The sequence below is a fragment of the Aquincola tertiaricarbonis genome, from assembly GCF_000969605.1.
GTDB lineage: Bacteria > Pseudomonadota > Gammaproteobacteria > Burkholderiales > Burkholderiaceae_C > Aquincola > Aquincola tertiaricarbonis.
Genome location: NZ_JZUE01000025.1, coordinates 1 through 25470 on the forward strand (window position 1 = coordinate 1; position 25470 = coordinate 25470).

General features: G+C 65.1%; 21 protein-coding genes and 1 pseudogene. 6 read left to right on the top strand and 16 right to left on the bottom strand.

The window, feature by feature from the left end; all coding sequences use genetic code 11:
• Window positions 1–565: 565 nt before the first annotated feature.
• The 5 genes from VO99_RS29170 to VO99_RS22535 form a co-directional block, all read right to left on the bottom strand.
• A complete protein-coding gene (locus VO99_RS29170; RefSeq protein ID WP_052736556.1) occupies window positions 566–1267 on the bottom strand; it encodes a FadR/GntR family transcriptional regulator in 702 nt (233 codons plus the stop codon).
• A 9-nt stretch (window positions 1268–1276) separates the two neighbouring features.
• The gene (locus VO99_RS22525; RefSeq protein WP_046115195.1) at window positions 1277–2251 is read right to left on the bottom strand and encodes a Bug family tripartite tricarboxylate transporter substrate binding protein; all 975 of its coding nucleotides are present in this window, start codon (window positions 2249–2251) and stop codon (window positions 1277–1279) included.
• A complete protein-coding gene (locus tag VO99_RS30470; protein ID WP_157039711.1) occupies window positions 2248–2787 on the bottom strand; it encodes a hypothetical protein in 540 nt (179 codons plus the stop codon). Before VO99_RS30470 ends, VO99_RS22525 begins: the two co-directional genes overlap by 4 nt.
• 87 nt (window positions 2788–2874) lie before the next feature.
• Complete coding sequence (locus VO99_RS22530; RefSeq protein ID WP_052736557.1) at window positions 2875–3408, bottom strand: PEP-CTERM sorting domain-containing protein; 534 nt, start codon at window positions 3406–3408, stop codon at window positions 2875–2877.
• 32 nt (window positions 3409–3440) lie between these two features.
• Window positions 3441–4484: an MBL fold metallo-hydrolase gene (locus tag VO99_RS22535; RefSeq protein WP_083440840.1), complete on the bottom strand. Its 1044-nt coding sequence runs from the start codon at window positions 4482–4484 to the stop codon at window positions 3441–3443.
• 217 nt (window positions 4485–4701) lie between these two features.
• Here VO99_RS22535 and VO99_RS22540 point away from each other — a divergent pair, with 217 nt between their 5' ends.
• The 5 genes and pseudogenes from VO99_RS22540 to VO99_RS22550 all read left to right on the top strand — a co-directional run bounded on the left by VO99_RS22540 (window position 4702) and on the right by VO99_RS22550 (window position 12426).
• Window positions 4702–5754: a LacI family DNA-binding transcriptional regulator gene (locus VO99_RS22540; protein WP_046115196.1), complete on the top strand. Its 1053-nt coding sequence runs from the start codon at window positions 4702–4704 to the stop codon at window positions 5752–5754.
• A gap of 1599 nt (window positions 5755–7353) precedes the next feature.
• Window positions 7354–8058: a hypothetical protein gene (locus VO99_RS29725; protein WP_198157028.1), complete on the top strand. Its 705-nt coding sequence runs from the start codon at window positions 7354–7356 to the stop codon at window positions 8056–8058.
• Window positions 8059–8566: 508 nt separating this feature from the next.
• Window positions 8567–9802, top strand: coding sequence for a DUF4268 domain-containing protein (locus VO99_RS22545; RefSeq protein WP_052736559.1), 1236 nt, complete (start codon window positions 8567–8569; stop codon window positions 9800–9802).
• Between the two features lie 327 nt (window positions 9803–10129).
• Window positions 10130–10237, top strand: a pseudogene (locus VO99_RS31470) (integrase); the annotation flags it as partial.
• Between the two features lie 197 nt (window positions 10238–10434).
• A complete protein-coding gene (locus VO99_RS22550; protein WP_046115197.1) occupies window positions 10435–12426 on the top strand; it encodes an ATP-binding protein in 1992 nt (663 codons plus the stop codon).
• A gap of 34 nt (window positions 12427–12460) precedes the next feature.
• Here VO99_RS22550 and VO99_RS22555 read toward each other — a convergent pair whose 3' ends face one another.
• Together VO99_RS22555 and VO99_RS22560 are read right to left on the bottom strand one after the other, a co-directional pair.
• Window positions 12461–14518: a hypothetical protein gene (locus tag VO99_RS22555; RefSeq protein ID WP_157039712.1), complete on the bottom strand. Its 2058-nt coding sequence runs from the start codon at window positions 14516–14518 to the stop codon at window positions 12461–12463.
• Window positions 14519–14915: 397 nt separating this feature from the next.
• On the bottom strand, window positions 14916–15770 hold the full coding sequence (locus VO99_RS22560; RefSeq protein WP_046115199.1) for a hypothetical protein: 855 nt from the start codon (window positions 15768–15770) through the stop codon (window positions 14916–14918).
• 273 nt (window positions 15771–16043) lie between these two features.
• On the opposite strand from VO99_RS22560, the gene VO99_RS22565 reads away from it, so the two are divergent.
• On the top strand, window positions 16044–16640 hold the full coding sequence (locus VO99_RS22565) for a DUF6998 domain-containing protein (protein WP_046115200.1): 597 nt from the start codon (window positions 16044–16046) through the stop codon (window positions 16638–16640).
• Window positions 16641–17042: 402 nt separating this feature from the next.
• On the opposite strand, the gene VO99_RS22570 is transcribed toward VO99_RS22565, so the two are convergent.
• From VO99_RS22570 to VO99_RS22610, 9 genes are all read right to left on the bottom strand, one after another.
• Window positions 17043–17807 carry a hypothetical protein gene (locus VO99_RS22570; protein ID WP_046115201.1) on the bottom strand — a complete coding sequence of 255 codons (765 nt, stop codon included), beginning with the start codon at window positions 17805–17807 and terminating at the stop codon, window positions 17043–17045.
• Window positions 17808–17811: 4 nt separating this feature from the next.
• On the bottom strand, window positions 17812–18675 hold the full coding sequence (locus VO99_RS22575; RefSeq protein ID WP_046115202.1) for a nucleotidyltransferase domain-containing protein: 864 nt from the start codon (window positions 18673–18675) through the stop codon (window positions 17812–17814).
• A 581-nt stretch (window positions 18676–19256) separates the two neighbouring features.
• A complete protein-coding gene (locus VO99_RS22580) occupies window positions 19257–20045 on the bottom strand; it encodes an enoyl-CoA hydratase/isomerase family protein (RefSeq protein WP_046115203.1) in 789 nt (262 codons plus the stop codon).
• A 5-nt stretch (window positions 20046–20050) separates the two neighbouring features.
• On the bottom strand, window positions 20051–20365 hold the full coding sequence (locus VO99_RS22585) for an NIPSNAP family protein (protein ID WP_046115204.1): 315 nt from the start codon (window positions 20363–20365) through the stop codon (window positions 20051–20053).
• Window positions 20366–20374: 9 nt separating this feature from the next.
• Entirely contained in the window at window positions 20375–21175 is an 801-nt protein-coding gene (locus VO99_RS22590) for an SDR family NAD(P)-dependent oxidoreductase (RefSeq protein WP_046115205.1), read from the bottom strand.
• Window positions 21176–21179: 4 nt separating this feature from the next.
• Window positions 21180–22160, bottom strand: a complete 981-nt coding sequence (locus VO99_RS22595; protein ID WP_046115206.1) for a Bug family tripartite tricarboxylate transporter substrate binding protein — start codon at window positions 22158–22160, stop codon at window positions 21180–21182.
• 25 nt (window positions 22161–22185) lie between these two features.
• Window positions 22186–23271 (bottom strand): acyl-CoA dehydrogenase family protein, encoded by a 1086-nt coding sequence (locus VO99_RS29175; protein ID WP_052736560.1) that lies wholly within the window; start codon window positions 23269–23271, stop codon window positions 22186–22188.
• A 1-nt stretch (window position 23272) separates the two neighbouring features.
• Entirely contained in the window at window positions 23273–24484 is a 1212-nt protein-coding gene (locus VO99_RS22605; protein ID WP_157039713.1) for an acyl-CoA dehydrogenase family protein, read from the bottom strand.
• On the bottom strand, window positions 24481–25467 hold the full coding sequence (locus VO99_RS22610) for a quinone oxidoreductase family protein (protein ID WP_046115208.1): 987 nt from the start codon (window positions 25465–25467) through the stop codon (window positions 24481–24483). Before VO99_RS22610 ends, VO99_RS22605 begins: the two co-directional genes overlap by 4 nt.
• Window positions 25468–25470: the final 3 nt, after the last annotated feature.

The window sequence follows — 25470 nt, forward strand, 5'->3', positions numbered from 1 at the left end:
CGCGACGGACGAGCCGGGGCGATCACACCACCTCCGCGGCCCGGCTTCGGGCGTGGCGGGTGACCGGGGTGGCGTGCTGGCTGGCACAGCCGGTCAGGACGACAAGCGGGCGGCGTTCCCGCGCAGCGGAAAGGCGACAGAGCCCGCGATCCCCGGGCACGGGCAAGGGCCGCGGTTGTCAGGACACCGGCGCAGCCGGTTTGACGTGTTGGCACGGCGAATATGCGAGCCAGGCAGACCAAGACCCATAGGCCGATGCGCGGTGCTCAGGCTGACGGGGCCCCGGCGAAGAGCCGGCGCACCTCAGACGCCGCCTGCAAGACCGGACGTTCGCGGACGCTCCCTTTCGACCCAAAGCGGAATTTGAAGGCGCAGCATCGGAGGTCCGGTGCGCAGCGGATGCGGCTGGTCGCAGTCAACCTCTACGCTTACGGTCTGCGCCCCAAGCCGACGTTCGGTTCGACCGGCCAAGGCTGATCCAAGCGACGGTGTTTTGAGGTGCTGCATACATCGCAGGCGCCGTCGTCGTCGCCGACATCATCGCGACCCCATCAGTGACCGCCGTTTACTGCGCAGAAGGCGGCTGGTCCTCCTCACACAGCGTGCTGCGCTGAGCGTTAAGCAGCAACCGCATGCAGGCAGACGCAGCGACGGAGTCGCCGGCACGGATGGCCTGCACGATGGCAATGTAAAGGTCCCCGTGACCCGTGGATGGCGGTTTTCGCCCGCCCGACTCCTCCGGCCACTCCGCTTCGTGCGCCGCCAGCGTCGACCTGAGCAGGTTCAGGTACAGCCGGTTATGGGCGGCCTGCGCCACCGCCAGGTGGAAGTGATGGTTGCCGCCCCAAGAGCCAGGCCGGCGCCGCGCCGCAGCGTCCAACCGTTGCAGATCGGCCGCTGTGCGCCGGCGGGCCGCCAGTGCCGCTGCCTCCGTTTCCAAGCCCAGCCTGACCTCCAGCCAGGACCCGGTGATACTCGTGTCGCTCGGTTCCGGGCAGCATCTCTCAGGGTACTCAACAGGCTCGAGCACCACGGTCCCCGCCCCTTGCCGCGTGTAGGCCAGACCGCGCGCCTGCAGTTTGACCAGCGCCTCACGCACCACCGTGCGACTGGCGTTGAACTCCTCGGCCAGATGCCGTTCCGTCAAACGGCATCCCGCGCGCAGCCGGCCATCGGCGATGCGGCCCGTCAGCGCCTGGTATATCGCTTGGGGCCGGCGCTTGTCAGCGCCGAGCATAGCCAACTCACCTGAAGCGCCGCCGGTCATCGCTGAACCTCAATCCGCGGTGATCTTGCCGGCCTCGATCACTCTCTTCCATCGCGCGAACTCCGCCGCCTGGAACGCCCGGAACTGCGCCGGCGTATTCGCCACGACCTCGAGGCCGATGGCGGTGAACTGCTGCTTGACTCCGGGATCGTTCAGCGCCGCGACCACGGCTTCGTGAAACCGCTTATAGACCTCGGCCGGCAGCCCCTGGGGCGCGACCACCGCCTGCCACGAATACACATCGACGTTCTTCACGCCGGCTTCCGCCATGGTCGGCACCTCGGGCAGCACGGGTGAGCGCTTGTCGCCGGTGACCGCCAACGCCCGCAGCTTGCCCGCGCGGATGTGCGGCAGCACCGCGTTGACGTTCTGGAAGGAAGCGTCCACCTGGCCGCCCAGCAGATCCGAGATCGCGGGTGCGCCGCCCTTGTAGGGAATGTGCGAACCGCTCGTGCCAGTCTGCTGCCAGAACAGCGCGGCCGTCAGGTGATCGCTTGAGCCGTTGCCCGACGATGCGAAGGTCATCTTGCCGGGCTGTGTGCGTGCCTGGGCAATGACGTCGGCCACCGTCATGTGCGGCGAAGCCACAGGCACCACCAGCACGTTGGGCGCCTGCACGGCTACCGTCACGTAGTCAAAGTCCTTCTGCGCGTCGTAGGGCACGCTTTTAAAGAGGTGCGGCGCAAGCACCAGCGGCCCGAGCGACGTGACCAAAAAGGTGTAGCCGTCGGCCGGCGCGCGCTTGACGGCGCCGGCGCCAATGGTGCCGGTGGCACCCGCCTTGTTGTCGACGACGACGGTCTGGCCGAATCGTTCGGTCAGCTTGGGGCCGATGGCGCGGGCGACGGAGTCGGTCGAGCCGCCGGGTGGAAACGGCACCACCAGGGTGATCGGCTTGTCGGGCCAGCCTTGCGCCCAGGACGCCGGGGCCGCGAGGGTCGCGGCCACGCCGAGGGCCGCGAAAGAGGTCAATAGCTTGCTCATGGAACACATTCAGTGGATTGCGGCTGCTGAGGAACCGGTGAAGACGGCTGCGCACGATCAGGCAGTGGTCGGGCCATCGGTAGCGCGAACGGCGGCGCGAAAGGGCGTGCGAATGGGGCAACCGAGGGACCGGTCAAACCTGGCAGCGCTTGGCCGGCAGCGGTGGAAACAGCCTCGCCCGGCTGCGGCACCCGAAAGCGCACGAACACCACGTTGCCGTCCGGCAGCTCCGCGCGTGCCACCACGCGATCGCCCGCCGAGAGGCGCAGGGGTGGTCCGACCAGACGGTTGTCCCCGTCGCCGACCAAGGCAAGCACCTGCTGCGTTGAACCGATCGTCCCCAGCGCGACCGCGCCGGTGGCACCGGCGGTCGGCACCGGTGTTCCGTGGTCCTCGACATACAGCACCGTTCGCGCCGCCTGCGTCACCAGCTCCATCGAGATCTCGCCGCCCTCGCTCATTAACCCGCCATGTTTAGGTGGGAAGTAGCCGTGGGCGCAGACGAAGCCGGACACCGAAAGCAGCCATGCGAGCACCAGAGGACCGATGGTGCGACGACGGCGGTCGGCCCGGCGCCGGGCCACCCTCGAACGGGAGGAGCGCCACGCGTGGCCCGGCATCGTTCACCGACCCCGTTGACCCTGGCGACGGGCCACGGCACCGACCGCCGCCAGGCCCAGGGCCAGCAGTGCGTAGGTCGAGGGCTCGGGCACCGCGGCGATCAGGCCCGGCCCGCCGATCGTGGTGCTGAAGACGCCAGCGTCGCCGTTGGCGAAGCCGGTGGTCAGGTACACGTAGGTACCGCCCGCCTGCAGCGCATGCGAGAAGCCGGCCGTGGTGGCCGACACCAGGTCGTCGTTGCCCTTCAGCGCGCCGGCCAGCGGCAGCGTGGCGTCGAAGCTGCCGGCATACAGGAAGGCCATGTTGTCGAAGTTGGCCGTCGTCAGGAAGGTGTACAGCCCCGCGGCGTCCACCGTGAACTGGTAGGCGGCATAGCGGACCGAGGTACCCTCGCTCGACAGGCCGGAGACGTCCTCCAGCAAGCGGTTGAAGCTGGGGCCACCGGTGGTGTCGCCGCTAAGGGAAACGATGGCGGCCTGCGAGCTGCCGGCCAGCAGGGCCAGGGCCACGGCCAGCGTGGTGCGTTGGAACGACATGAATGCTCCTTGGGCGATGGGGGACGTGGTGGTCACAGCGGCAGCACCTGCCCGTTGCGAGCGGCGTTGACGCGGATGCACTGCTCCTGCACCTGCAGGAAGCGCGAATACACGCGGAACTTCTCGGGCGAGGTCGACTTCGCGCCGGCCACCGGGCGTTCGATGACGAAGGGATTGGGGTCGACACAGGTGTTGGCGTCGCAGCGGCGGTGGCGGGCGAGGTCCATCTTGGCCAGCGAAGCGTCCTGCACCTGGTGATTGCCGATGATCACGTCCACGCCGGCGGCCTGGGTGTAGTTGCCGAAGCGCTGCAGCGACTGGATCTGCTTGACCTTGTTGGTCACGCTGCCCGGAATGCCGAAGCCGCCGTACAACGCCGCCGTGTGCTTGCCACCGCCCTTGTCGGTCACCGGGATCAGCGTCGACAGCGAGCCGTCGGTGTGGCCCGGTGTGACGAAGAATCGGAAGGTCTTGCCACCCACCGTCCACGACTGGCCGTCGGCCACCGTGACGTTGCGCACCGGGGTGCCGGTGGCTCGCTCCATAGCGGTCCAAGCGACCTCGGAGGCCACCACCTGCGCACCGTAGGTGTCCTGCAGGTACTTGGCACCGCCGTAGTGGTCACGGTGCTCGTGGGTCACCACGACGAATCGCAGGTCGGCCGGGTTCAGGCCCAGCTTGCGCATGCCGTCGACGAGGATGTTCTCGGCCTCATCGGCGTTGTTCAGCGCATCGAAGACCACCAGGCCGGCGTTGGTCTTGACGAGCCAGGCCGAAACGCCGTTCTGGCCCACGAAGTACAGGTCCTCGAAGGCCTGGGTGGGCAGCACCAGCCCGGCGTTCTGCATGTCGTCGTCCACGATCGGGAACGCCTGGTCGATGATGCAGCGCTGCTGGTACAGCAGGAACAGATCGTCGCCCGCGATCTCGCGAGCCTTGTTGAGGTGCAGGGTCACCAGCGCCGTGTTCTCGTTCGGGAACAGCTTGGCCGGCGGCAGCGACGACACCTGCGCCTGTGCGCCGCCAAGGCCTGCGGCCAGCAGCGCCAGCGCCAACATCAGTCGGGTCTTCTTCATGGGTCTCCTCTCGAAATGGGTGGGCCACCGACCGCCCGGCCCTCAATGACAACGTTGTCCATCGCCGTGATCGGCGGGCTTCTGCAGCAGGCTTAAGCGGTCGGTGAGCCATTGTTAACGTTGTCCGTCTTGAGCCGCAAGAGGCTGCCGCTCATGGATAACCCGCGATCCGGCAGCACCGTCGGCATGACGGGCCTGCCCCGCGCAGGACGTTAGGATGCGCGACCGTTTCAGCTGCCATGCCCCTACCTTGCCCGCCACCAAGCAGCCCCGAAGCAAGTCGCTGGCTGTCACCGTCCACGATGTCGCCCGTGTGGCCGGGGTGTCCATCATTACGGTCTCGCGTGCCGTCACGAATCCCGACCGGGTGTCGGCGCCCACGCTCGACCGCGTGCGCGAGGCCATCGCGCGCACGGGCTACGTTCCCAACCTGATCGCCGGCGGCCTGCGGTCGCGGCGCAGCAAGCTGGTGGCGGCGGTGGTGCCCAGCCTGACCGGTGGGGTGTTCACCGAGACCATCGAGTCGCTCACGTTGGCTCTGGGGGCGCACGACTACCACGTGCTGCTGGGCCAGGCGGGCTTCACCCAGGCGGGTGAAGACAAGCTGCTCGACGCCCTGCTGGGTCGCCGGCCGGACGGCATCGTGCTCACCGGGGTGATGCACTCGCACGAAGGCCGCACGCGCCTGCTGGCCAGCGGCATCCCGGTCGTGGAGACCTGGGACCTGACATCGACCCCGATCGACATGATCGTCGGCTTCTCGCACGAACGGCTCGGCTTCGACGTCGCCGACTTCCTGCTGTCGCGCGGCCGCAAGAAGCTGGGCATCGTCAGCGGCGACGATGACCGCGCACGGCAGCGCAACGAAGGCTTCTGCCGTGCTGCGGCGCGCGGCGGCGTGCGCACGCCGCAGATCGAGCTGGTGCACTCGCCCACCACCCATGAAAAAGGCCGCGCCGGATTTGCCGCGCTGCTCGACAAGCACCCCGACCTCGACGGCGTGTTCTGCGGCTCGGATGCGCTGGCGATGGGCGCGCTCACCGAATGCCTGGTGCGCTCGATCCCCGTACCGGAGGACATCTCGATCGTGGGCCACGGCGACGTCAATTTCGCCGCCTCGCTGCACCCGCCGCTGACCACCGTGCGGATCGACTACGACCGCATCGGCAGGACAGCGGCCCAGTTCATCATCGACCGCGCCGAGGGACGCACGGTCGACAATCGGATCGTGGACATCGGCTACTCGATCGTGTCGCGCGGCAGCGCCTGACAACGCGTAAGGCAGTCAGCGATTTGCCGATGCCGAGTTCTCTGCCCCTGCGCCTGGCCACGGCCATCCCGGTACTGGATGGCCGCCATCCGCGCCCGGCTCCGGCGGTTTGTCCAGCGCTGCGACCGGGTGCGCCACCGCCTAACTGGGGCCGGTGGCTTGCATGGCGTGCAGATCGGTCGCCCGAGCACTTCGCCGGTGTCGCGCGTGGGTTCACCAGGCCGCACTACCTGGGCATCAACGCCCAGCCACTCAGCGGCCACGGACACCGCCAGGCGGTGGCTCAGCCATGTGCGGCTCGAGTCTCCCTGCAATTGCTGCCGAACGACCGCAGGGCCATCCGTCACATGCAGATCGTTGAAGTCCTTCAACCCGCCCTCATCGCTGCGGGACGGGCACCAGCACGCCGACACCGCCATTGCCTGCGATTCCGATCGCTTTGATAAGGCTCACATTCGGGTCCTGCGGCGCTACGGCTCAGGAATCCGTCATCGTCAGCCCCGGTGAAGATGGGACTCGTGGGGTGCTTGGCCTGAAGTCAGGCAACTACTGCACCAAAGTTCCCATCCACGGCTGCAGCGGAGCCAAGATTCCGGCGGGGGCTTTGCCTAGACCGAAAAATCTGACCGGCTGCAGTCGTCTGAAGTGGGTCTTCGAGGTCGATTGAGCGACGCACCCATTTGGCCGGGAGCGCGCCATCAACGTCCGCTTTGCGGACGCCTGCCCGACGGTAAGGCGGCGCTGCCGATCCGTGGAAATCTTGGCAGACGACTGTCGCTGCACGGCGGCGGTCTATTGCGCCCGTCGAACGCACCCTTTAAAGCTGACTGCAGATCTGCCCTTCCCTCGGCGAGCCGCAGCTGTATCCGCGAAGCGGACGGTCAACGCACCGTTTCGAACCAAAGCCGACCTTCCGTTCCAATCGTCAAGGCTGGGTTCCATTGAGATCCGTACCGCGTGCGTCGAGGACGACCGCCCCGCGACTTGGGGGTAGTGAATTTTCACCGCTCCGTCGCAATAGCGAATTCCTTTAATCTCTTAGCTCGCCATCACGAAACGAATCTCCGCCGCGGATACGCGGACTGTGAGTGCAGCGGTAGCTGCACTGACTGATCAGATCAAGGACATGGACGAGCTTCATTACCAGGCGATTCCATGAGCACCGCGACATTGCCAGGATGCGGAGCGGAATGTATTAAGGGATGCGCCCTCGGCGCAGCCGTACTTGGCATTCTTTTCGCACTGGTTCTCAAGCTGGAGTCAACGCCGCAATTTGTGCGGTCTCAGAAGGATGTTGCTGCACTACTGGCGTGGTCAGGTGCAATTCTGGCGGGTTGCTGGGCATGACCTCGGCGGCCTAGAGACGGGCGAGCGGGACCGGCCGTCCCTGGTGCCGCCCCGATTTGGCGTCCTAGAGACCATCGCTTACGCGTTATCAAACAGGGTAGTCGCTGAAAACAATGCAACGCACGCGTTTGGGCACGACCATGCGCTGGTAAGATTTGCGTATCATTTCCGCTGCGGCCGTTTGGTTCGGCTAAGTTAGAGAGCTACCCTTTTGCTCTTGAAGCTTTGGCCGAGCATCATGCAGCGTGACAGATGGCCGGCAGACAGGGAGTCAATTTGAAAGCGACGGAGTTGGTTGAAGCATTGGCAAAGAAGCTGCAGACGACATCGCAGTCCGAACTAGCCCGAGTGTTAGGCATTTCCGTAGGGACCTTGAACAACTGGAAGAACCAGGATGAGGACCTTAGCCCAGCACAGGTGGCAGCTGCACTGGCGAAGTCGCGTTCTGCTGCGGTGAGCAGGGCGCAGCTTGAAACGATCAAGCCAATCGTTGAGTTCTACCCGATCACCAAGTGCCTGACCAAGCGCGAGGCCAGCTGGCAAGTTTTTTCCGGCGGTGCGGACTCCAACCTCTATGCGCAGGGATTAAAGAAAGACCTAGAGGCAAGCTATGGCATCTATATCTTCTACGACTCGCGCGGACGAGCACTTTACATCGGGAAGGCGCGAGAGCAGAGCCTCTGGAAAGAGATGAATCTTGCATTCAACCGCAAGCGTGACGTGCAACGAATTTCGCTAGTTCAGCACCCTGAGCGAAATCAAGAGTTCAAGCCTAGCTATGAGAAGCTCAGACAGCCTAAAGATCTCCTGCTAGAACTATTCGATTTAGCACTCTATTTCAGCGCATACCACGTTGACGACGGAATGATCAACGACCTTGAGGCACTAATGGTCCGGGGTTTTGCCAACGACCTCTTGAACGTTCGAATGGAGACTTTTGCGCACTCACGCGCTTGATCATTAGAGGAAAAACAGTTATACACCGCGTCTGGTCATACATTGACAGCTTATTGTGCTTGAGACGGACATTGCAAGGCACATAGCGAGGTCAGCGCGCGGTAAACCGACCAGCCATCGCCGTTCCTTGCAGCCGGCGGATTGGCCCGAGTCAACAGGCCCTCTGTGTCGACGAGCTGCCAGTCGGGCAGCTTCTGCCCCCCCCTTTTTTGAGTGAAGGGCTAGGACAAATTGGGCATCGTTGTTCTTGATTTGCTGCCGTGAAGCAGCGGTCGCGCGACGGTGCCGTTGCCGGCGCCTTGCAGCGGGCCTTAGCGTGTCGCCGAGTTCAGCTCGCGGAGATGTGCGGCTTCTTCGGAAAAGAACTCGGTATTGGCAACTTTGATTGCCCGCTCATTCAACACTCATGTACTCGTTGCGTCGTATATCGGCTGAATTTTACTCAATGAATGGCCGACGGACGAACAAGCACGGCGACCACGCCGGCCTTATTCTGGCGCCTTGATATATGTCCTTCTCGAACCCCATCGTAATCTCGGGCTCTTCAGCGCAGCTCTTGTCGCGCATCCCGCTGGCCACAGGCGACGCGCAGTTCAGCGAGGCCTGGCTGCAGCGCCAGCTGTTTGAGCAACCCCATGCACTGCCATTAAAAGAAATTGCTCCGCACCTGGGCGAGGTCGCGCCAGTGTGCATGGAATTAAACACACTGGCCGGCCCTGCGGACATCCTCTACGTCACCACCACCGGACAGGTAGTGCTGGTCGAGACAAAGCTTTGGCGCAACCCTGAAGCGCGACGGACGGTAGTCGCGCAGATCCTCGACTACGCGAAAGAGCTTACCGCCTGGACGTACGAGGACCTGGATCGAGAAGTTGCGAAGGCCACTGGACGCGGCCCGGGGTACCTGCTTGTATCGGCCCGACAGCGTTTTGCCACACTCGACGAGCGTGAGTTCACTGACGGCATCAACCACAGCTTGCGGAGAGGCGAGATCGTACTGTTGATCGTAGGCGACGGCATTCGCTCGGGGACAGAAGCCCTGGTAGCGTTCTTGGAACGCTACGGTTCGCTGCGTTTCTCCTTCGGGCTGGTTGAGGTCGCCGCCTATCAACTCGGCGATGGGGTCTTGCTATGTCCGCGGGTGCTGGCAAAGACCGAGCTGATTCGACGCGTCGTAGCTGTCGCAGTAGCAGCTGACGGAACCGAGCTCGCTGCCCTACCTGCTCCCCAGGACGCAGGAAACGATGAGGCGCCAGGATCTTCTGAGCAAAGGGAATACGGTCAGTGGCTCGGCGCGTTTTGGACAGACTACCTCGAGCGTTTGGTCCTAGATGACGCCACTCAGCTAAAACCGCGGAAGCCACCTCGCGGGACGAATGCGTTCTTTCCGATGCCACCGTCGGGCCGGGAGTGCTGGGTAAGCGCCTACATAGCTAGAGGCACTGATCAGATCGGGGTGTACTTGGCTTTCGCGAACAAGTACGAACTAGCCGCCGACGCTTATGAGCAGCTCTACTGCGACCGCGAAGACATAGAGAAGGAGATCGGCGTACAGCTGGATTGGGTGTCCCGCAACGAGGGCACCCCGACCATCTGGGTCGTCCGCCCTCTCGGAGATTGGCGCAACCCGCAAGTCCGCTCGCAGCACCTCGCCTGGCTGACTGGTGTCACCAACCGGTTCGTGAACGCTTTCCGTCCGCGCCTCAATGCGTATTTTCGCAAGGTCGAGCAGAAATTGCCCTGAATGTCGCTTAATGGCCGGAAGCGCGCCATTAGCGTCCGCTTCGCGGACAACCCCCCAAAAAGAAGCGGCGCTGTCGGTCCGTGGCAATCCCGGCACCGGACTGTCGCGGCAGGACGGCCCGCTATCGCCTCCGTCGAACGCACCCTTTCAAGGTGACTGCGCGCCCGCCCTCCCCCTCGGCAACCGACGGCCGCGTCCGCGAAGCGGACGCTCACCGCACCATTTCGACCCCAAGCGGACATCCTGCCGTCCGCCTCGGAGGTCAGCTGTGCAGCGATTGCGGTCCCCGAGCGGCCACGCGTCGATGTCGGCTATCAGCCAGGAAGCGAGCATCTGTTGCGCTGGATCAAGCAAGCCGAACTGAGATCCGAGGACTTCCTGTTCCCGAGTCGCATGCACGGCTCGCCGCATCTGGGAACGCGGCAGTACGCCCGAAGTCCCTAAACTCCATGCCCATCACGTCATGCTTCAAGATCCGATCCAACATCGCCTTCGACGGGTTCCAGTTCCTAAAGTGAGCTGCAAGCGTGAGCGGATGACGCACGCGAGTGATCGCGCATGTGGATGCAACTCCGACAGCAGGCCATCTTGCTCGCCAAGCGCAGGCCCGGCCATCTAACCAGAGACATAGCATGGTGATTCGACAGATTTCAGGGAAGACGGAGATCAACGGAGAGGGGATCAAGAAGCATTTTCGGACCACCGATCCTTGGCGTGCGATCGCCGAACTCGCCTGGAACGGGTTTGACGCCAAGGCCCCCAACGTCAACATTCTGGTTGACGAGGGGCAGATGGGTGGTGCCACTCGTGTCGAGGTCTTTGATGATGGGGAAGGCATCGAACTCGAGAAGCACGCCGAGACCTTTGGGCGCTTCAACGACTCGAGCAAAAAGGAGGACGTGACGACACACGGTTCGCACGGGCGCGGCCGACTGTCCTTCCATCGGCTCGCTGAGCGTGCCGTCTGGTGGACTATTGCTGCAGGGTCGGGGCCCGCACGCATCGAAGTGAACGGCGCGGCGCTCACGAACTACGAGGGCAGGTCCGTCGAGCCGGCAGCACTGCCCGCAGGGATGGCTGCCCTGAAGACCGGAACGACCGCGGAACTGGTCAACCTGCATGCAGATCTGCCGACAGCTGGCGAACTTCACAGGCTGCTGTCCACCGAGTTCGGCTGGTTCCTCGCACTGAATCCCGCAAAGAGACTCCGCCTGAATGGAACGGAAGTGGCGGTGCCGTCGCACGATCTCATCCAGCGTGAGGTCAAGGTCGATGGGCATGACTTCGACGTGTCGGTGCTTCGCTGGGACCTGAAGCCGGGCTCCGAGAAGTCCTACGTCTACGTGTTGAATTCCTCCGGCAAGACGGTGGACAAGCGGCTCAGCACGTTCAATCACAAGGGGAACTTCCACACAAGCATCTACGTGGGCTCGAAATGGGTGGACGATTTCGAGCTCAGCGGCGCTGATCTGGCCAGCCCTGACGCGACTGGCTACGAGTCGGATACCTGGCGGAAGTTGGCGCGCGAGCTCAACAAGATCACCAAGTCGGTGTACGAGGACTTCCTTCGGGAGCAGTTCGAACGGGAGATCGAGGGCTATGTCGCCGACGGTGTCTTTCCTTCGTACGTGGGCCTGTCCCAGGACTACAAAAAGTGGAGGTTTGAAAACACCAAGAGCATCCTGCGCGCGATCTACACCGCCGATCCGACCGCGTTGAAGTCGCTCAAGAGGAATCAGAAGAAGATCATCGTGCGGCTTTTGGACAAGCTGGCGGTCTCCAACGAGAACGACGCGATCTTCGAGGTACTCAACAGCGTGCTGGAGCTTGATGACGTCTCGACCAAGCTGCTCGCCAAGCAGCTCAGGAGCGTCTCACTGCAGAGTATCGTGTCGGCGATCGAAGTCCTACGCCGTCGTCATGAGGTGGCCGACAAGTTGCGGACGCTGATGAACGATCACTACCTGGATACCTTGGAGACGCCTGATCTGCAACGGATCATCGAAGCCAACACTTGGCTGTTCGGCAGCTCCTACGAAACACTTGGCGCAGAGGAAGACACATTCACCAAGATCGCCAAGTCGCTTCGCGACGCAGTGAAGGGCATCCACGACATCTCTCTGGAAGACTTGGACGACGACCAGCCCTCCGCCATCGAGGGCGCGAACAAGCAGACAGACCTGTTCCTGGCTCGCAAGGTGCCCCATCACGACTCGATGGGCCGCAGGATCTATCGTTGCATCGTGGTTGAGATCAAGCGCCCGAGCATCGCTCTGAACTACAAGCATCTCCAGCAGTTGGACGGTTATGCCCAGCTCATCAAGAAGCACGCGGAGTTCGGCAGCGAGGCGATGCACTTTGAACTGATTCTGATCGGGCGCAAGATTTCGGAGGCTGACACCGAGATTCGCAGCCGCATGGAAGGGCAGGTCGCGAAGGGTCTTCCGGGTCTCGTCAGCGACGACGCGCGCATGAAGCGCTTCGTCCTCAACTGGTACACCTTGCTCGACAACTTCATGCTGACGAACCAGGCCATGATCGAGGCACTGCGGCTGAAGCGCGATTCGTTCGAAGGTGTGCCGCGCCCGGAACTAATCGCCGACATGCAGAAGAAGGCCGCCTAGCGGAGCGAGTGATTCGCGTCATGCCTAATGACCGTCAGGTCGCTGGGCTGTCGTCATCGAACTCCTCTGGGAACCAAGCTCGGGCCCATTCGGGGTTGGCTCGCTTCCACGCTTCCAGGTCGCGTCCCTTGAGCCTCACATCGCCGGGCCGGGTGTCCAGCAGCCGCTGGCCGTTCTGTCGTGCGCGAGGCTGGTTGGCGATGAACTTGGCCGGCCTCCTCTCGGGCGTTTCGGGCCGGACAAAGATGCCACGCTTCGGATCGAGGATCAGTTCATAGACGGATTCCAGCTTGCCGCCTTTCTTCGCTAGGCCGGGCGCCATCTCGGGGAACAGGAGCGCGAGCAGCCGGTCGTACGACGGATCGCGGAGGTAGGTCCTTTCACGTCGCCGAAGGCTTGCGCGCACCTCGCCGGCCCAGCCGTCGAACCAACGCTGCTGATCCGCATCGAAACCGGGCGGATAGGCGTTGACGGCAATGAGGTACAGGGAAAACTCACTCTGCCGAGCGCCCCGGGTACTCCGAATTTCGTCAAGGACGTCTGTGAGGTGCTCGCGCCCGTAGCCAACCGGTCGGTTCCAGCGGATGGACAGGAGGCGCGCCAGGATGCCATCGTGCTCGAGGAGGTTTTCATCGCCGGCCTCGGGGAATCCACGCAACGCGAGCTTCTCGACAGCGTCCGCAAGGGCCTCCCGCGCAGTTGGCGCTTCGATCGGATTGCCCGTAGCTACCTGCAACGCCCTAACGGCATGGAGGTAGTCCGCCGCGATCGTCGTGAGTGGCATCGCCCGGACCTGCGCCTCGCGCTCGGCGGTCAGTCTGGCGCGTTCCGCGATGTCCTCACGCTCCCTGCGCACGCGCCCCAGCAAGCCCTTGTAGAGCTGGTTCTGCATCGGCAGCTCGTCAGGGTGGAAAAGCCAGCGCTTAAGTGCGACTTCGTCGACCACAAGCTGGCGGAACTCCTTGCGATTCACCCGACCGCCCGCGCGGCTGAGATCGATTTCCAGCGTCGCCTCGTGGTTCTCACGGATCCGTTCCAGGCGCTCTTCATCAATGACGTTGGTGACCGTTACCTCGATCAGCAACGGGAGGTAGCGGGCGTGCTCGTCGTCGAACGCCTCGCAGGTCACGTCGGGGATCAGCCGGCCGTATCGTTGTTCGAGCCGGACGCAGTTGAGACGCAAGTCTTCCTCGTCCAGCAGCCAGGACTCGATCACCGTCCCACCGTCTACGCCCGGGCAGGAGGCTTCGACCCGGAGTTCCGGGACCGTGAGACGACCCTCCTGCTCCAGGATCCGCTTGACCTCGTAATGGAGCACCGTCTCACGGCGCAGCGCCGGGTCGAGGTCCGGCGGCAATTCCAGCCAGCTTGGCACGTCGTCGAAGTAGAAATGGGCCGCCTCACGCGCGGCAAGTTCGGCCTGAGCGCGAAGCTGTGCGTCGTTCCAGTGGCTATGCCAGCAAACCTCGGTCGGCACCAGCCGCGCGCGTTCCCGCAACTCGGCAGGGCCCATGCTGGCGAGCTCAGGGGCATCGGTACCGAGAAAGATCGTTGGCGGCCCAACGCCGTCGGACTGCCCGGCTTGGCCAGGGCTGCCCGTGAGATCCACAAGGAACTGTCGACCGTCATCGAGCGTCACCACGGCGGCTGCCCGGTCCCGGTAGTCCACTTCGCTGATGCGCATCCGCTGCGGCGGGGCCTCGACCCAGGCATCGTGGTACTGGCCGCTGAGGCCCATGACCTGGGCCGTCACTCGACGTTTTGGCAGGTCAATCCAGCCGGCGTCCTGCAGTTGCCTCAGGACGGCGACTCGCGCGGTGAGCACCATGCAATCGTCGCGTTGGGTTCCCTCGGGATGGCGGAAGTGCGGCCTCCGCACGAATTCGGTCTTCCCTGCATTCACGGCGATCAAGGGAAGACCACAACTGGAGCACTCGCAACCGCAGTGCGCGCCGCGCTGACTTGGCGTCAACTCAAGGATGTAGCGGGGCTGACCAGAAGCGATATCCCGCGCCCAGGCCATGACCAGGTCAGCGAGTGCCTGGCTAGCGCCTTCGCGCCCGGTGAGTAACACCCGAGCAGGCCAGCTCATAGGCAGCCCTTCACGGCCATATCGGCCCTGACGATGATGGACAGCGCCATGGATCTCCTTCCAGACCGGCACGCCGATTAGTCGAATCCCTGAGGTGCGCGCGGGCTCGCTGAAGAGCAGTTTACGGCGGCGCTGCCCCGGGGGTTGTCAGCATGTTCAGTGAGCGAGGGAAGCTCTTGCGACTGCCTGGACGCAGGGCTCAATGACCGGTGCTGGCGCTTGCTGCCGTCCGCGGACTGAAACGCGAATGTCTCAGATCAGCCTGAAGCCGAAGGCCGCTCAACGGCAGCCTACTGGTGGCCTTATGGCAATCCGGCTTTAAGTTCCCCGCCGGCACAGGCCCCAACGGGTACCCTTCACTCATCGATCGGGTCACTTCCACGTACGCCCGCCCGAATCAGCGCCTCTTGTCATCGTCTGGGCGGATGCCCTTGAGCGAATCGGGCGATTCGGTCGCCACGGTGGTCATGACCGGCGCGGCGGCTGCTCTCTTGAGCACCGCCTTGCCCGCGTCGCTCGCCAACTCGCCGACCCGTGAAGCCCCGGCCTTGATCGCCTCGCCCGCGGCGCTTGCGCTGCTGGCCACCACATCCCCCACCTTGCCCGCAGCGTCCTTGATCGCCGCGGCGGCCTGTCCGGTCCGTTGAGCGATCAGTTCCGCGCTGTCAGACGCGAAGTCCCCGACCTGGCGGGTGATGTCATACAGCGAGCGGCCGAACGCCTCGGCGAAATCCTTGATGAACTTCTTCGACGCCTCGGCCTGCTTGGAATCGAGCAGCTCGCCGAACTTGCGGACCGAGAATTCGACGATGGAGCGGATCAACTCCAGCCCGAGCGTCAGGCCAGAGGCCAGCCGTTCGAGGATCTGCTCGCGCTCCTTGTCCGTCAGGGCGGTCCATCCGAAGTAGATCGCGCCCACCGCGCCACAGGTCATCGCGATGGGATTAGAAAGAACTGCCGCGGAGCCAACGGCTGCGACGGCGGCGAACGTGTTGCCGAGCAGCATCTGGCCAGCGGCGATCAGCACGGTCGAGGCGATATAGCCTAGCCCGAAACCGAACTTGGCTGCCTCCAGGACGCGCCCGGTGCACGCGATCACCGGTCGGTCCGATGCCTTCAGCGCCTCGATGTGACGGTCGAGCCAATCGTTGAGGTCACCGGCCACCTGATAGATCAGCTTGATGCCCTGGACGATCTTGCTGGTGGCGAAGCCTGCCACTTCAACGCCTGCCATCGCTGTGTGGATCGCCATGTTCTTTCCCCAAAGTTCGGCTTGGCGACAAGCTGTCGCCTGCGGTTTGATGAATCGCAGGCACGATAGCCCAACGCCCTGGTGTTTCCAAGCGCACGCCGCGGGCCGATGCCAAGGGTGGGCAGCACGCGACCAGCGAGGCGTTCCGCGGAGGAGTTGGCTATGCCGAACGCTCGCATCGCGAAGCCGCTTTGATGGAAACTCCAGCTTCGGTTGGCGCCCCGGATCGGGCATCAAGTTGACCTGCGGACGCCTTCCTGGAGCAAGGAACCGATGAGCGACTGGGACTTCCTGCATGACATGCACGACGCGGGATCTAGCGCCGAGGACATCGCCCATGCGGCGGCGGTCGGCTATTCACCTGAGGAAGAGGTGTACCTCAGCAGGCAATGGGTCGAGTCCAAGCTCGAGGGTCAGTCACCTGACGCGGCAAACTTTCTGCGTCCCAAGGAGATGTTCCGGAGCAGGGAGGGGTTTCCGTACTCCGTCCTGCAGCAGGCCGAGATCTTCGAGGACTTGGTCGAATGCGCGGCGCGCCACTTCGACAACACCGGTCGGTATTTGCAGATTTGGGGCGAGCTCGGGGAGATCTATGCCGAGATCAAGTATGGCCTTCGCCGCCATGCCACTCAGCAGGCCGGCTCCGACGGCAAGATTGCCGGCAGGCGGGTCGAGGTAAAGACAATCTCTCCGGAGAAGAGCGGTGACCACGTGCTCGTCAAGCGTGCCGGGGACTTCGAGCAGTTACTGATCGTTCGGATCGACGAAGACTTCCAGTTCACCGGAAAGCTGCTAGAACGCAGCGAGCTGTCGAGCGGCGGCCGCGATTTCCTCAAGGGTCGGATGCAGGGCGGCGGCAGGACGTCCTGAACCGTCGCCGAACCAGCGTTTCATTCCTGTGCCGCAACTGACCGACGAACGACCAGTTGGTCGGTCCCAAGCGGTAGTTGTAGGTCGAGCGGCTGCTTGGGCCGGAAGCGGCCACACGCAAATCGTAGCCACCGACGTCGGCTACTCTCGCGACCAGTCACGCGATGAGCGTCGCGGGCGTGTCGGCGACCGAATGGCTGCTGCCGCGGCTCACCGCCGCGCGCTGGCACACGTGTCGCGTCGACGAGGTGCGTCCGCGGGCGGGTCAAGGGCGGGCGCAGCCCGGCGCAGCGCAACTTGATGCTGTCGCGGGAGAAGCACGCTGAGCTCGCGGGCCGGCAACTAAGACCGCCAACATCGGCGAGACGTAACGAACACCTATCTTGGCCCACATCTCCGTGGTCATATCTTCAAGGTCAACTTGACCTTGTCCCAATCCTTCGACAGGGTTGGATTCAGGTCGTCAAAGATCTTCGACGACAGTGTAATGCCTGCGTTCGCCTTGGCCGCCTCGTACATCGTTAGAGCGTCCAGAGCGTGTGCGTTGAACTGCGCGACCGAGGGCTTGGTCTGAAACAGTCGAAATACGTCGTCGAACGTCCTCTCGAACCGAATTCGGAGCCACTCTAGACGGAACAACCTGGACAGAATCTGCTCGCTGAATATCGCTTGCGAAGCAGCGACGATCCAGCCAAGGTCCGTTCGACGGTTGTGAAGAAGCACAAGCCATATCAGCGTGTAGACGGCTACCTTGGCACGCTCGCAGCGAGCCATGCGAAGCGCGATCTCTTGGCTGAAAAAACTGTTCTCTAGCACCTGCGCGGCCATCCGCTTGATCGGGTCCTTGAAGTTGTTGTTGTAGTACCCGTCGGTCTGCTGATGGATTAAGTTGACATTGCAGGCGCTGCTGAAGAAGTCTTGGCGGCGCTTGTCCTCTGCCCTCGGCATCAGGTACAGGCGGAGCACCATGCCGAGCACGAACATTGCGACGACTGAAATGCCGAACAGAAGCAGCACAACGTCGTACGCATCGGGGTGAGTCTTCTGCTCCACCAGGAGCGTGCAGAACGATAGCAGCGCGCTCAGGTAGAACAGCAAGTCACTCACCTTTTCCGCCTTCTGTACGGCGTCAAAGTAGTTCGTGCGAATTGGGTCGGAGCGAGACATGCGGTTAGCCGTACGCAGGAAACATGTCGCCAAACATCTGCTTCCAGATTTCAATGGCGCCCTTGTGGTCGTCGTTCTTGTCGTAGGTCTTGTGCCACGCCGATCGACTCCTGTCGATAGCCGTGTCGAACCTATTGAGTACCTCTTCGCGATCCGACCACGACAAGTAACTGTCGACAAATCCAAGTTCGTGCCACAAGTTGCCGGCAAGCAATGGCCGAGCCTTGTCAAAGAACTGAAAGACGCTCCAGGGTGTATCGTCTAAGTTGGAGTCGAAGACCTTGAGAGCGAGCACCTCGATGTGGTAGCTCTGCAGGTATTCGCTGTGAATCCTATTCCAGTGCTTGATCATCTTGATGATCCGCCTGAAGTTGTACCCGCAGTCAGAAGATCTCTTTTCTATGTCCGCGGCGTGGGTCTTCGGTCGAGAGGCGATCCAAGTGTCCGTGTTGGAGTCGGGCACGTTGTAGTACGAGACGCTGCCATCGTCGTTCACGACGCGGCTTACGGGAACGATATCGACGTTTGGCCAAGTCTTGTAGTAAAGAGTCACCGCCTGCCCATTCTTTCGTGCACCCGTTCTCCACTCGGCCAGCGCATCTCGTACCGATTGCAAGACCTGCGTCGGCGTCTTCCCGTCGATGTGCTTGCCGTGATGCAGTGCGACTATCACGTCCAGATCGGCGTGATTTTTGAGGGCGGTGTACTTCGGAATCGAACCCGAGCCGAATGCCTCGACGATCGAAAAGGTCTTGCCCAGAGTGTTGATGATGTCGTCGCGACGCTTGTTCGCGATCTCTCGATGATCGCCCCCGAGGTTTATGTTCTCGTAGAACGCGTCGAACGATCCCTCGACGGTGTACGCCATGTTGTGCCCCCTTGGTAAAACTGTAACAGGGATGGCTGCTCCTTTGTACGGCACCGTGATTTGATGCCCACGCGCTGCAAGTTCACCGGTGCGCCCTACTCGACTTGCATGGACTCAAATGAGCGGCGGCAGGGAGACCCATGACGGGAACTTCGGTAGCACGCGACTTCGGCCCCTTTCGGCGCAGACAACTTGCCTGCGACGTGCCATGTTCAGCGGTGCACCGGCTTACCGGAAAGCTGCCGTTTAGGGAAGTCAGTTCCTGGCCGAAAGCGCGCCATCAATGTCCGCTTTGCGGACACCTTCCCGAGGGCGAGGCGGCGCTGACGGTCGTGGCAATCCTGGCAACCGACTGTCGGCGCACGATGGCTTAACGTTGCCTGCATTAAAAGTAGGCATTCAAGGTGCCTGAAGCCTTGCCCTCTCCCTCGGCGACCGACAGCCGTGACCGCAAAGCAGTCGGTAGACGCAGCGTTTTGAACCACAGCGGCTCAAGGTGAGCAGGCAATAGCTTATTCCGCAGCCTCATCACGTGGCGCCCAGGACCTTAACGTCTGGACGCAGCACAAGACGAAGGTAGTTCAGCGGCCAATAAACTGCGGCTTGCGCTTCTCGGCGAAGGCTTCCACGCCTTCGGCATGGTCGCGCGTGAGGTTGGTCAGGCACTCGTACGCGGTGCCGGCGTCCATGTGGCCGTGGGCCAGCTGGCGCAGCGGGATGCTGTAGCCGGCCTTGGTCCAGCGGATGGCCTTGGCCGCGCCGGTGCGCAGCTTGGCGACGATGGACTCCACCTTGGTGTCCAGCTCGGCGGTGGGCACCACGTGGCCGACGGCGCCGAGCTGCTTCGCTTCTTCCGCGCACAGCAGGTCGCCGGTGAGCAGCAGCTCGCGCGCCTTGCCGAAGCCGATCACCGCCGGCCACAGGAAGCCGCCGCCGTCGGCTGCGTTCAGGCCCACGCGCACATGCGGATCGCCGATGCGCGCCTTGTCGTCCATCACCGTGATGTCGCACAGCAGCGCCAGCGTGGCGCCCAGGCCCACGGCGTCGCCGTTGATGCGGCCGATGATCGGGATTTCGCAGTCGAGCATCGAGTACACGATGCGCTTGGCTTCCCAGGTGACGACCTCGAACTGCTCGGGGTCGCGGATCGCGTCGCGCATCCACTCGATGTCGCCGCCGGCGCAGAACGCGCGGCCGGCGCCGGTGAGCACGATGGCCCGCAGGTCGCGCCGCTCGGCCAGGTCGATGAACACCCGCGACAGCGCGGTGTGCAGCGCGCCGCCCACGCTGTTCATCGCATGCGGGCGGTTGATGGTCAGGCGCGCGATGCCGTCTTCGTACGTGACGATCAGGGGAGTGTCTGCAGTCATGTCGGTTACCTCAGTGGAGAAAAAGCGGTCGGGCGCAGCAATCGGGTTTCCATGCGCACGATCCAGGGCAGCACCTTGTCGGCGTAGGTGATCCAGCGCGGGTCGGCCCACATCGCGGCGCGGCGGCGCTCGCGGTCCGCCAGGTCGGCATAGGCCCACCAGTGCACGGCGGTGTTCAGCTCGCCGGTCTCGGTGGTGAAGTAGCCCACCAGGCCGCCCAGGTGCTGGTTCATCAGCGCCAGGCCTTCGGCCTCGAACAGCTTCAGGAAGCGCTGGAAGTTGGCCGGCTGGAAGGTGTAGTTGCGTTCTTCGTAGATCATGGTGGTCAGTCAGTCCAGCGGGCCTTCGTAGGCGTCGCTGGCGGCGCCCCAGGCCATGTAGCCGCCGTCCACCGGCAGCGTCACGCCGGTGATGAAGGCCGATGCGTCGGAGGCCAGGAAGGCCATCGCATCGGCGATGTGCTGGGCGGTGCCCAGCCGGCCGGCGGGCGTGCGGCGGCGGATGCGGCCGGCGTCGAGCTTGCCTTCGTCGATCAGCCGCTGCGCGAACGGCGTGAGCATGTAGCCCGGCGCGATGGCATTCACGCGCACGCCCTGCGCGGCCCATTCGCAGCCCATGGTGCGGGTCATCATGCCGATGCCGGCCTTGGCCGCGCTGTAGGCATTGCGGCGCGCCAGGCCCAGCACGCCGGCCACCGAGCTGAGGTTGATCACCGAGCCGCTGCACTGGCGCAGCATGGCCGGCGCCACGGCCTTGGTGACCATGTAGGTGCCGGTCAGGTGCACGTCCACCAGGCGCCGGAAGTCGGCCACCTGCTGCTCGACCGTGGGCTTGAAGCTGTCGGCGATGCCGGCGCTGTTGATCAGCACGTCGATGCGGCCGTGGCGGGCCAGCACCGCATCGGCCATGCGCTGCACATCGGCCTCGCTGGCCACGTCGCCCTGCAGCGCCAGGTAGCCGCCGCCTTCGCCCAGCAGCGCCGCGGCACGCTCGGCGGCGCCGGCATCCAGGTCGGCCACCGCCACCCGCATGCCCTGCCGCGCCAGCGTCTGCGCGGCCGCCAGGCCCAGGCCGCTGGCACCGCCGGTGATCAGGGCCACACGCCCCTGCAGTTCAGGATAGGCCGCCATCGGCTCAGCCTTCGAGCTGGATGCCGGCGGCGCGGATCACCCCGCCCCACTGCGCAGCCTGCTGCGCCACATGCCGCGCGAAGGCCTCCGGCGTGGTGGGCGACGGCTCCACCCCCATGTCGGCCAGCTTCTGCTTCACCTCGTCGGTGGCCAGCGCGCGGTTCAGCTCGGTATTCAGCCGCTGAACGATGGCCGGCGGCAGGCCGGCCGGTGCGGCCAGGCCCTGCCAGGCATAGGCCTCGAAGTTGGGCACGCCGGCCTCGGCGAAGGTGGGCACGTCGGGCAGCACCGCGCTGCGGCGCGCCATCGACACCGCAATGGGCCGCAGCTTGCCCGCGCGGATGTACGGCAGGCTGGCCGCGGTGTTGACGAGGTACAGCTCCACCTGGCCGCCCATCAGGTCCTGCAGGGCCGGCGCATCGCCGCGGTAGGGCACGTGCAGCAGCTTGATGCCGGCGGTGCGCTGCAGCAGCTCCATGCCCAGGTGGTTGGGCCCGCCCGCACCGGGCGTGGCGTACTTCAGCTCGCCCGACCGGGCACGTGCCAGCGCCAGCAGCTCGCCCAGGTTGCGGGCCGCCACGTCGGGGTGCACCACCAGCACGAACGGGAACACGGTTGTGCCGCCGATCCAGCTGAAGTCCTTCTCCGGCTTGTAGGGCACCTTGGCATACAGGCTGGGCGCCAGCGCCACGGTGGACACGTCGACGGTGCCGATGGTGTAGCCGTCGGCCGCGGCGCGGGCGATGGTGTCGCCGCCGATCATGGTGCCGGCGCCGGGCTTGTTCTCCACCACCACCGCCTGCCCCAGCGCCTTGCCCATGGCCTGGCCGAGCAGGCGTGCCACCACGTCGGTGCCGCCGCCGGCCGGAAACGGCACGATCCAGCGCACCGGCGCGTTCGGATAGGCGGCCTGCGCCTGCGCGCGCCAGGGCATGGCGGCCAGGGACAGCGCGCCCAGGGTCAGCTTGCGTCGGGTCGATTGCATGGTGGTGGTTTCCTTCGATGGGATGTCAGGCGGCGCACAGGCTGCGCCGCACGTCGATGCGGCGCAGCTGGTGCTCGGCATCGCCGAACAGCGTGGCGTCGAGCTGCAGTCGCTTGTAGAGGTGGCCCAGCCGGTATTCCTCGGTCATGCCGATGCCGCCCGAGACCTGGATCAGCTGGCCCATCGCGCGCAGCGCACGCCGGCCGACGAAGCTCTTGGCCACGGGCAGCGTGGGCGCGGGTGCATCGGGCTGCTGCGCCAGCTCGGCCGCCAGTCGGCCGGCCAGGGCGATCAGCTGCTGCAGGTCGCAGAACACCTCGGCCATGCGGTGCTGCAGCGCCTGCTGGCCCGACAGCGGCCGGCCGAACTGGGTGCGCTGCTTCAAGTACGCCAGCGTGAGGTCGAAGGCGGCCTCCAGCACACCGACCGCATCGGCCACGAGGCCGGCCGCGGCCAGGTCGAGCGCCTGCTGCGCTGCCGGGGCGCGCAGTGGCTCGGCATGCAGTGACTCGGCGCTCAGTGCCTCGGCATGCACGCCCTCGAACTGCAGCCGCAGCGTGTGGCGCCCGTCGAGCAGGCGCACCGGCTGCGCCTGCACGCCCGGGCTGTTCAAGGCCACACACAGCAGGCTGCCGGCACAGCCCTGCGCCGCATCGGCCAGCGGCAGCAGCACATGGGTCGCGTGCAGGCCGCCCATCACCACCGCGGCGCTACCGTGCAGCCGGCCGTCGGCCCAGCGTGCACCGCCCGGCGCCGCAGGCAGCTCGGCCAGCGCCAGCCGCGTGCGGCCCCCGGCCAGCTCCGCCGCATCCTGCGGACGGTGGCGCGTCCACCAGGGCGCCAGCATCAGGTGCAGGTGCAGCGGCTCGGGCCGCGCATCGCGCCCGGCAGCACGCAGCAGCGCAAAACACTGCGCCGCACTGGCGCCGAAGCCCTCCTGCGCTTCGGGCAGCGGCAGCGCCAGCCAGCCCATGTCGGCCATCTGCGCCCAGGCGCCTGCGGCCTCGACATGGCCTTCGCGAAAGCGCGCCAGGCGGTCTTCCAGCGGCTGGTGCGCGGCAAACCAGCGGTGGGCGTTGTCCAGCAGCAGGGCGAGCGATTCGGTGTCCATGTCACATTCCCAGCAAGGACTTGGCGATGATGGTCTTCTGGATCTCGTTGGAGCCGGCGTAGATGGTCACCACGCGCCGGAACAGGTGCCGCTCGATCCAGCCGGTGGCCGCCTCGTCCACCGGGCCGCTTGCATAGACAGGTTGCAGCGCCATGCCGGCCGGCCCCAGCAGCGTGAGCGCGGTTTCGGTCACGCGCTGCTGCAGCTCCGATCCGCGGATCTTCAGCGTCGAGGCCGCCGGGCCCGGCTCATGCCCGGCCATCTGCTCGGCCACCACGCCCAGCACCGCCGATTCGAGCGCGACGAAGTCGGCCGCCAGCGAGGCCAGCCGGCGGTGCACCACCGGGTCGTCGATCAGCGGGCGGCCCTGCGCATCGTGCAGCGTGCGGGCCAGGCGGTCGAGCTCGACGATGTCGCGCTTGCTGCGGGCGGCCTGCGCGTTGTTGACGCGCTCACGCGCGAGCAGGTCCTTCGCATAACCCCAGCCCTTGCCACGCTCGCCCACCAGCTGGCCGGCCGGGATCTTCACGTCGTCGATGAACAGCGCATTGACGCTGTGGCCTTCGTCGATGGTGAGGATGGGCTGCACCGTCAGGCCGGGCGTTTGCATGTCCACCACGAACATCGACAACCCGGCCTGCGGCTTGGCATCGGGCTCGGTGCGCGCCAGCAGGAACATCTGGTCGGCCATGTGCCCGCCCGACAGCCAAGTCTTCTGGCCGTTGACGATCCAGTGGCCGCCCTGTGGCCGCGCGGTGGTCTTCAGCGATGCCAGGTCGGAGCCGGCATTGGGCTCGGAGAAGCCCTGGCACCAGAACTCATCGCCGCTGAGGATGGGCGGCAGGTAACGCGCCTTCTGCGCCGGGCTGCCTTCGGCGATCAACATCGGGCCGGCCAGGAACAGGCCCAGCACGTCGCCCAGCGGCGCATCGGCAAAGGCCGTCTCTTCTTCGAAGATGTAGCGCCGCGCTTCGTCCCAGCCCGGGCCGCCGGCCGCCGCCGGCCAGTGCGGCGCGCCCCAGCCGCGGCGGTCCAGCGTGGCCTGCCAGCGGGCCACCGTGGCGCGCTCCAGGTGCAGGCCGGCGCGGGTGGCCTGCACCATTTCGGCGTCCAGGTGCTCGGCCAGGAAGTCTCGTACTTCAGCGCGGAAGCGGCGCAGCTCGGGGGTGTCGAACAAGCCCATGGTGGCGTCGGATGCGGATGAAAGGGTCAAGGGATGAGCACCAGCGAGCCGGTGGTGCTGCGCGCCCGCAGCGCCTCGTGTGCGGCGCGTGCCTCGCTCAGCGGGTAACGGCCGCCGACATGCACGGCCAAAGCGCCGCTGGCCACCAGGCCGAACAGCTCGTCGGCCGCTGCGGCCAGGTGCGGATGGGTGGCGATGTACGCGAACACACCCGGCACCGACACGGTGAGCGAACGCGCCGGGCCCAGATCGGCCAGCGCCACCTGCGGCAGCCCTTCGGCCACCTGGCCCAGGTTGACGATGTGGCCGAACGGCTTCATCACCGTCAGCGACTGCTGGAACACCGCGCCGCCCAGGCCCTCGAACACCACGTCCACGCCGGCACCGCCGGTCAGCCGCCGCACGCCGTCGGTGAAGGGCTCGTCGTTGTAGAGGATGACCTCGTCGCAGCCGCGCTGGCGTGCCAGCGCGGCCTTGGCCGGCGAGCCAACGGTGCCGATCACCCGCGCGCCGAGCCGGTGCGCCCACTGGCACAGCAGCGAGCCCAGGCCGCCCGCGGCGGCATGCACCAGCACCGTCTGCCCGGCCGCCACCGGCGCCACCTTGGTCAGCAGCATGTGCGCAGTCAAGCCCTGCAGCGTGACGGCGGCGGCCTGCTCGAAGCTCACCTGCGCCGGCAGCCGCAGCAGCGAAGCCGCCGGCAGGTTGCGCAGCGTGGCATAACTGCCGATGGGCCGCGCGGCATAACTCACGCGGTCGCCGGGCGCCCAGCCGTGCACGCCCTCGCCCACCGCCACCAGCTCGCCGGCACCTTCCACGCCCAGCGCACCCGGCAGCGCCGGCAGCGGGAACACACCGCGGCGGTGGTAGGTGTCCAGGTAGTTGACGCCCACAGCCTGCTGGCGGATCTGTACCTCGCCGGCGGCGGGCGGAGGCACGTCCACGGGCTCGTAGCGCATCTGCTCGGGGCCGCCGTAGGCATGGATGCGCACGGCATGGACGGAAGTCGTCATGGT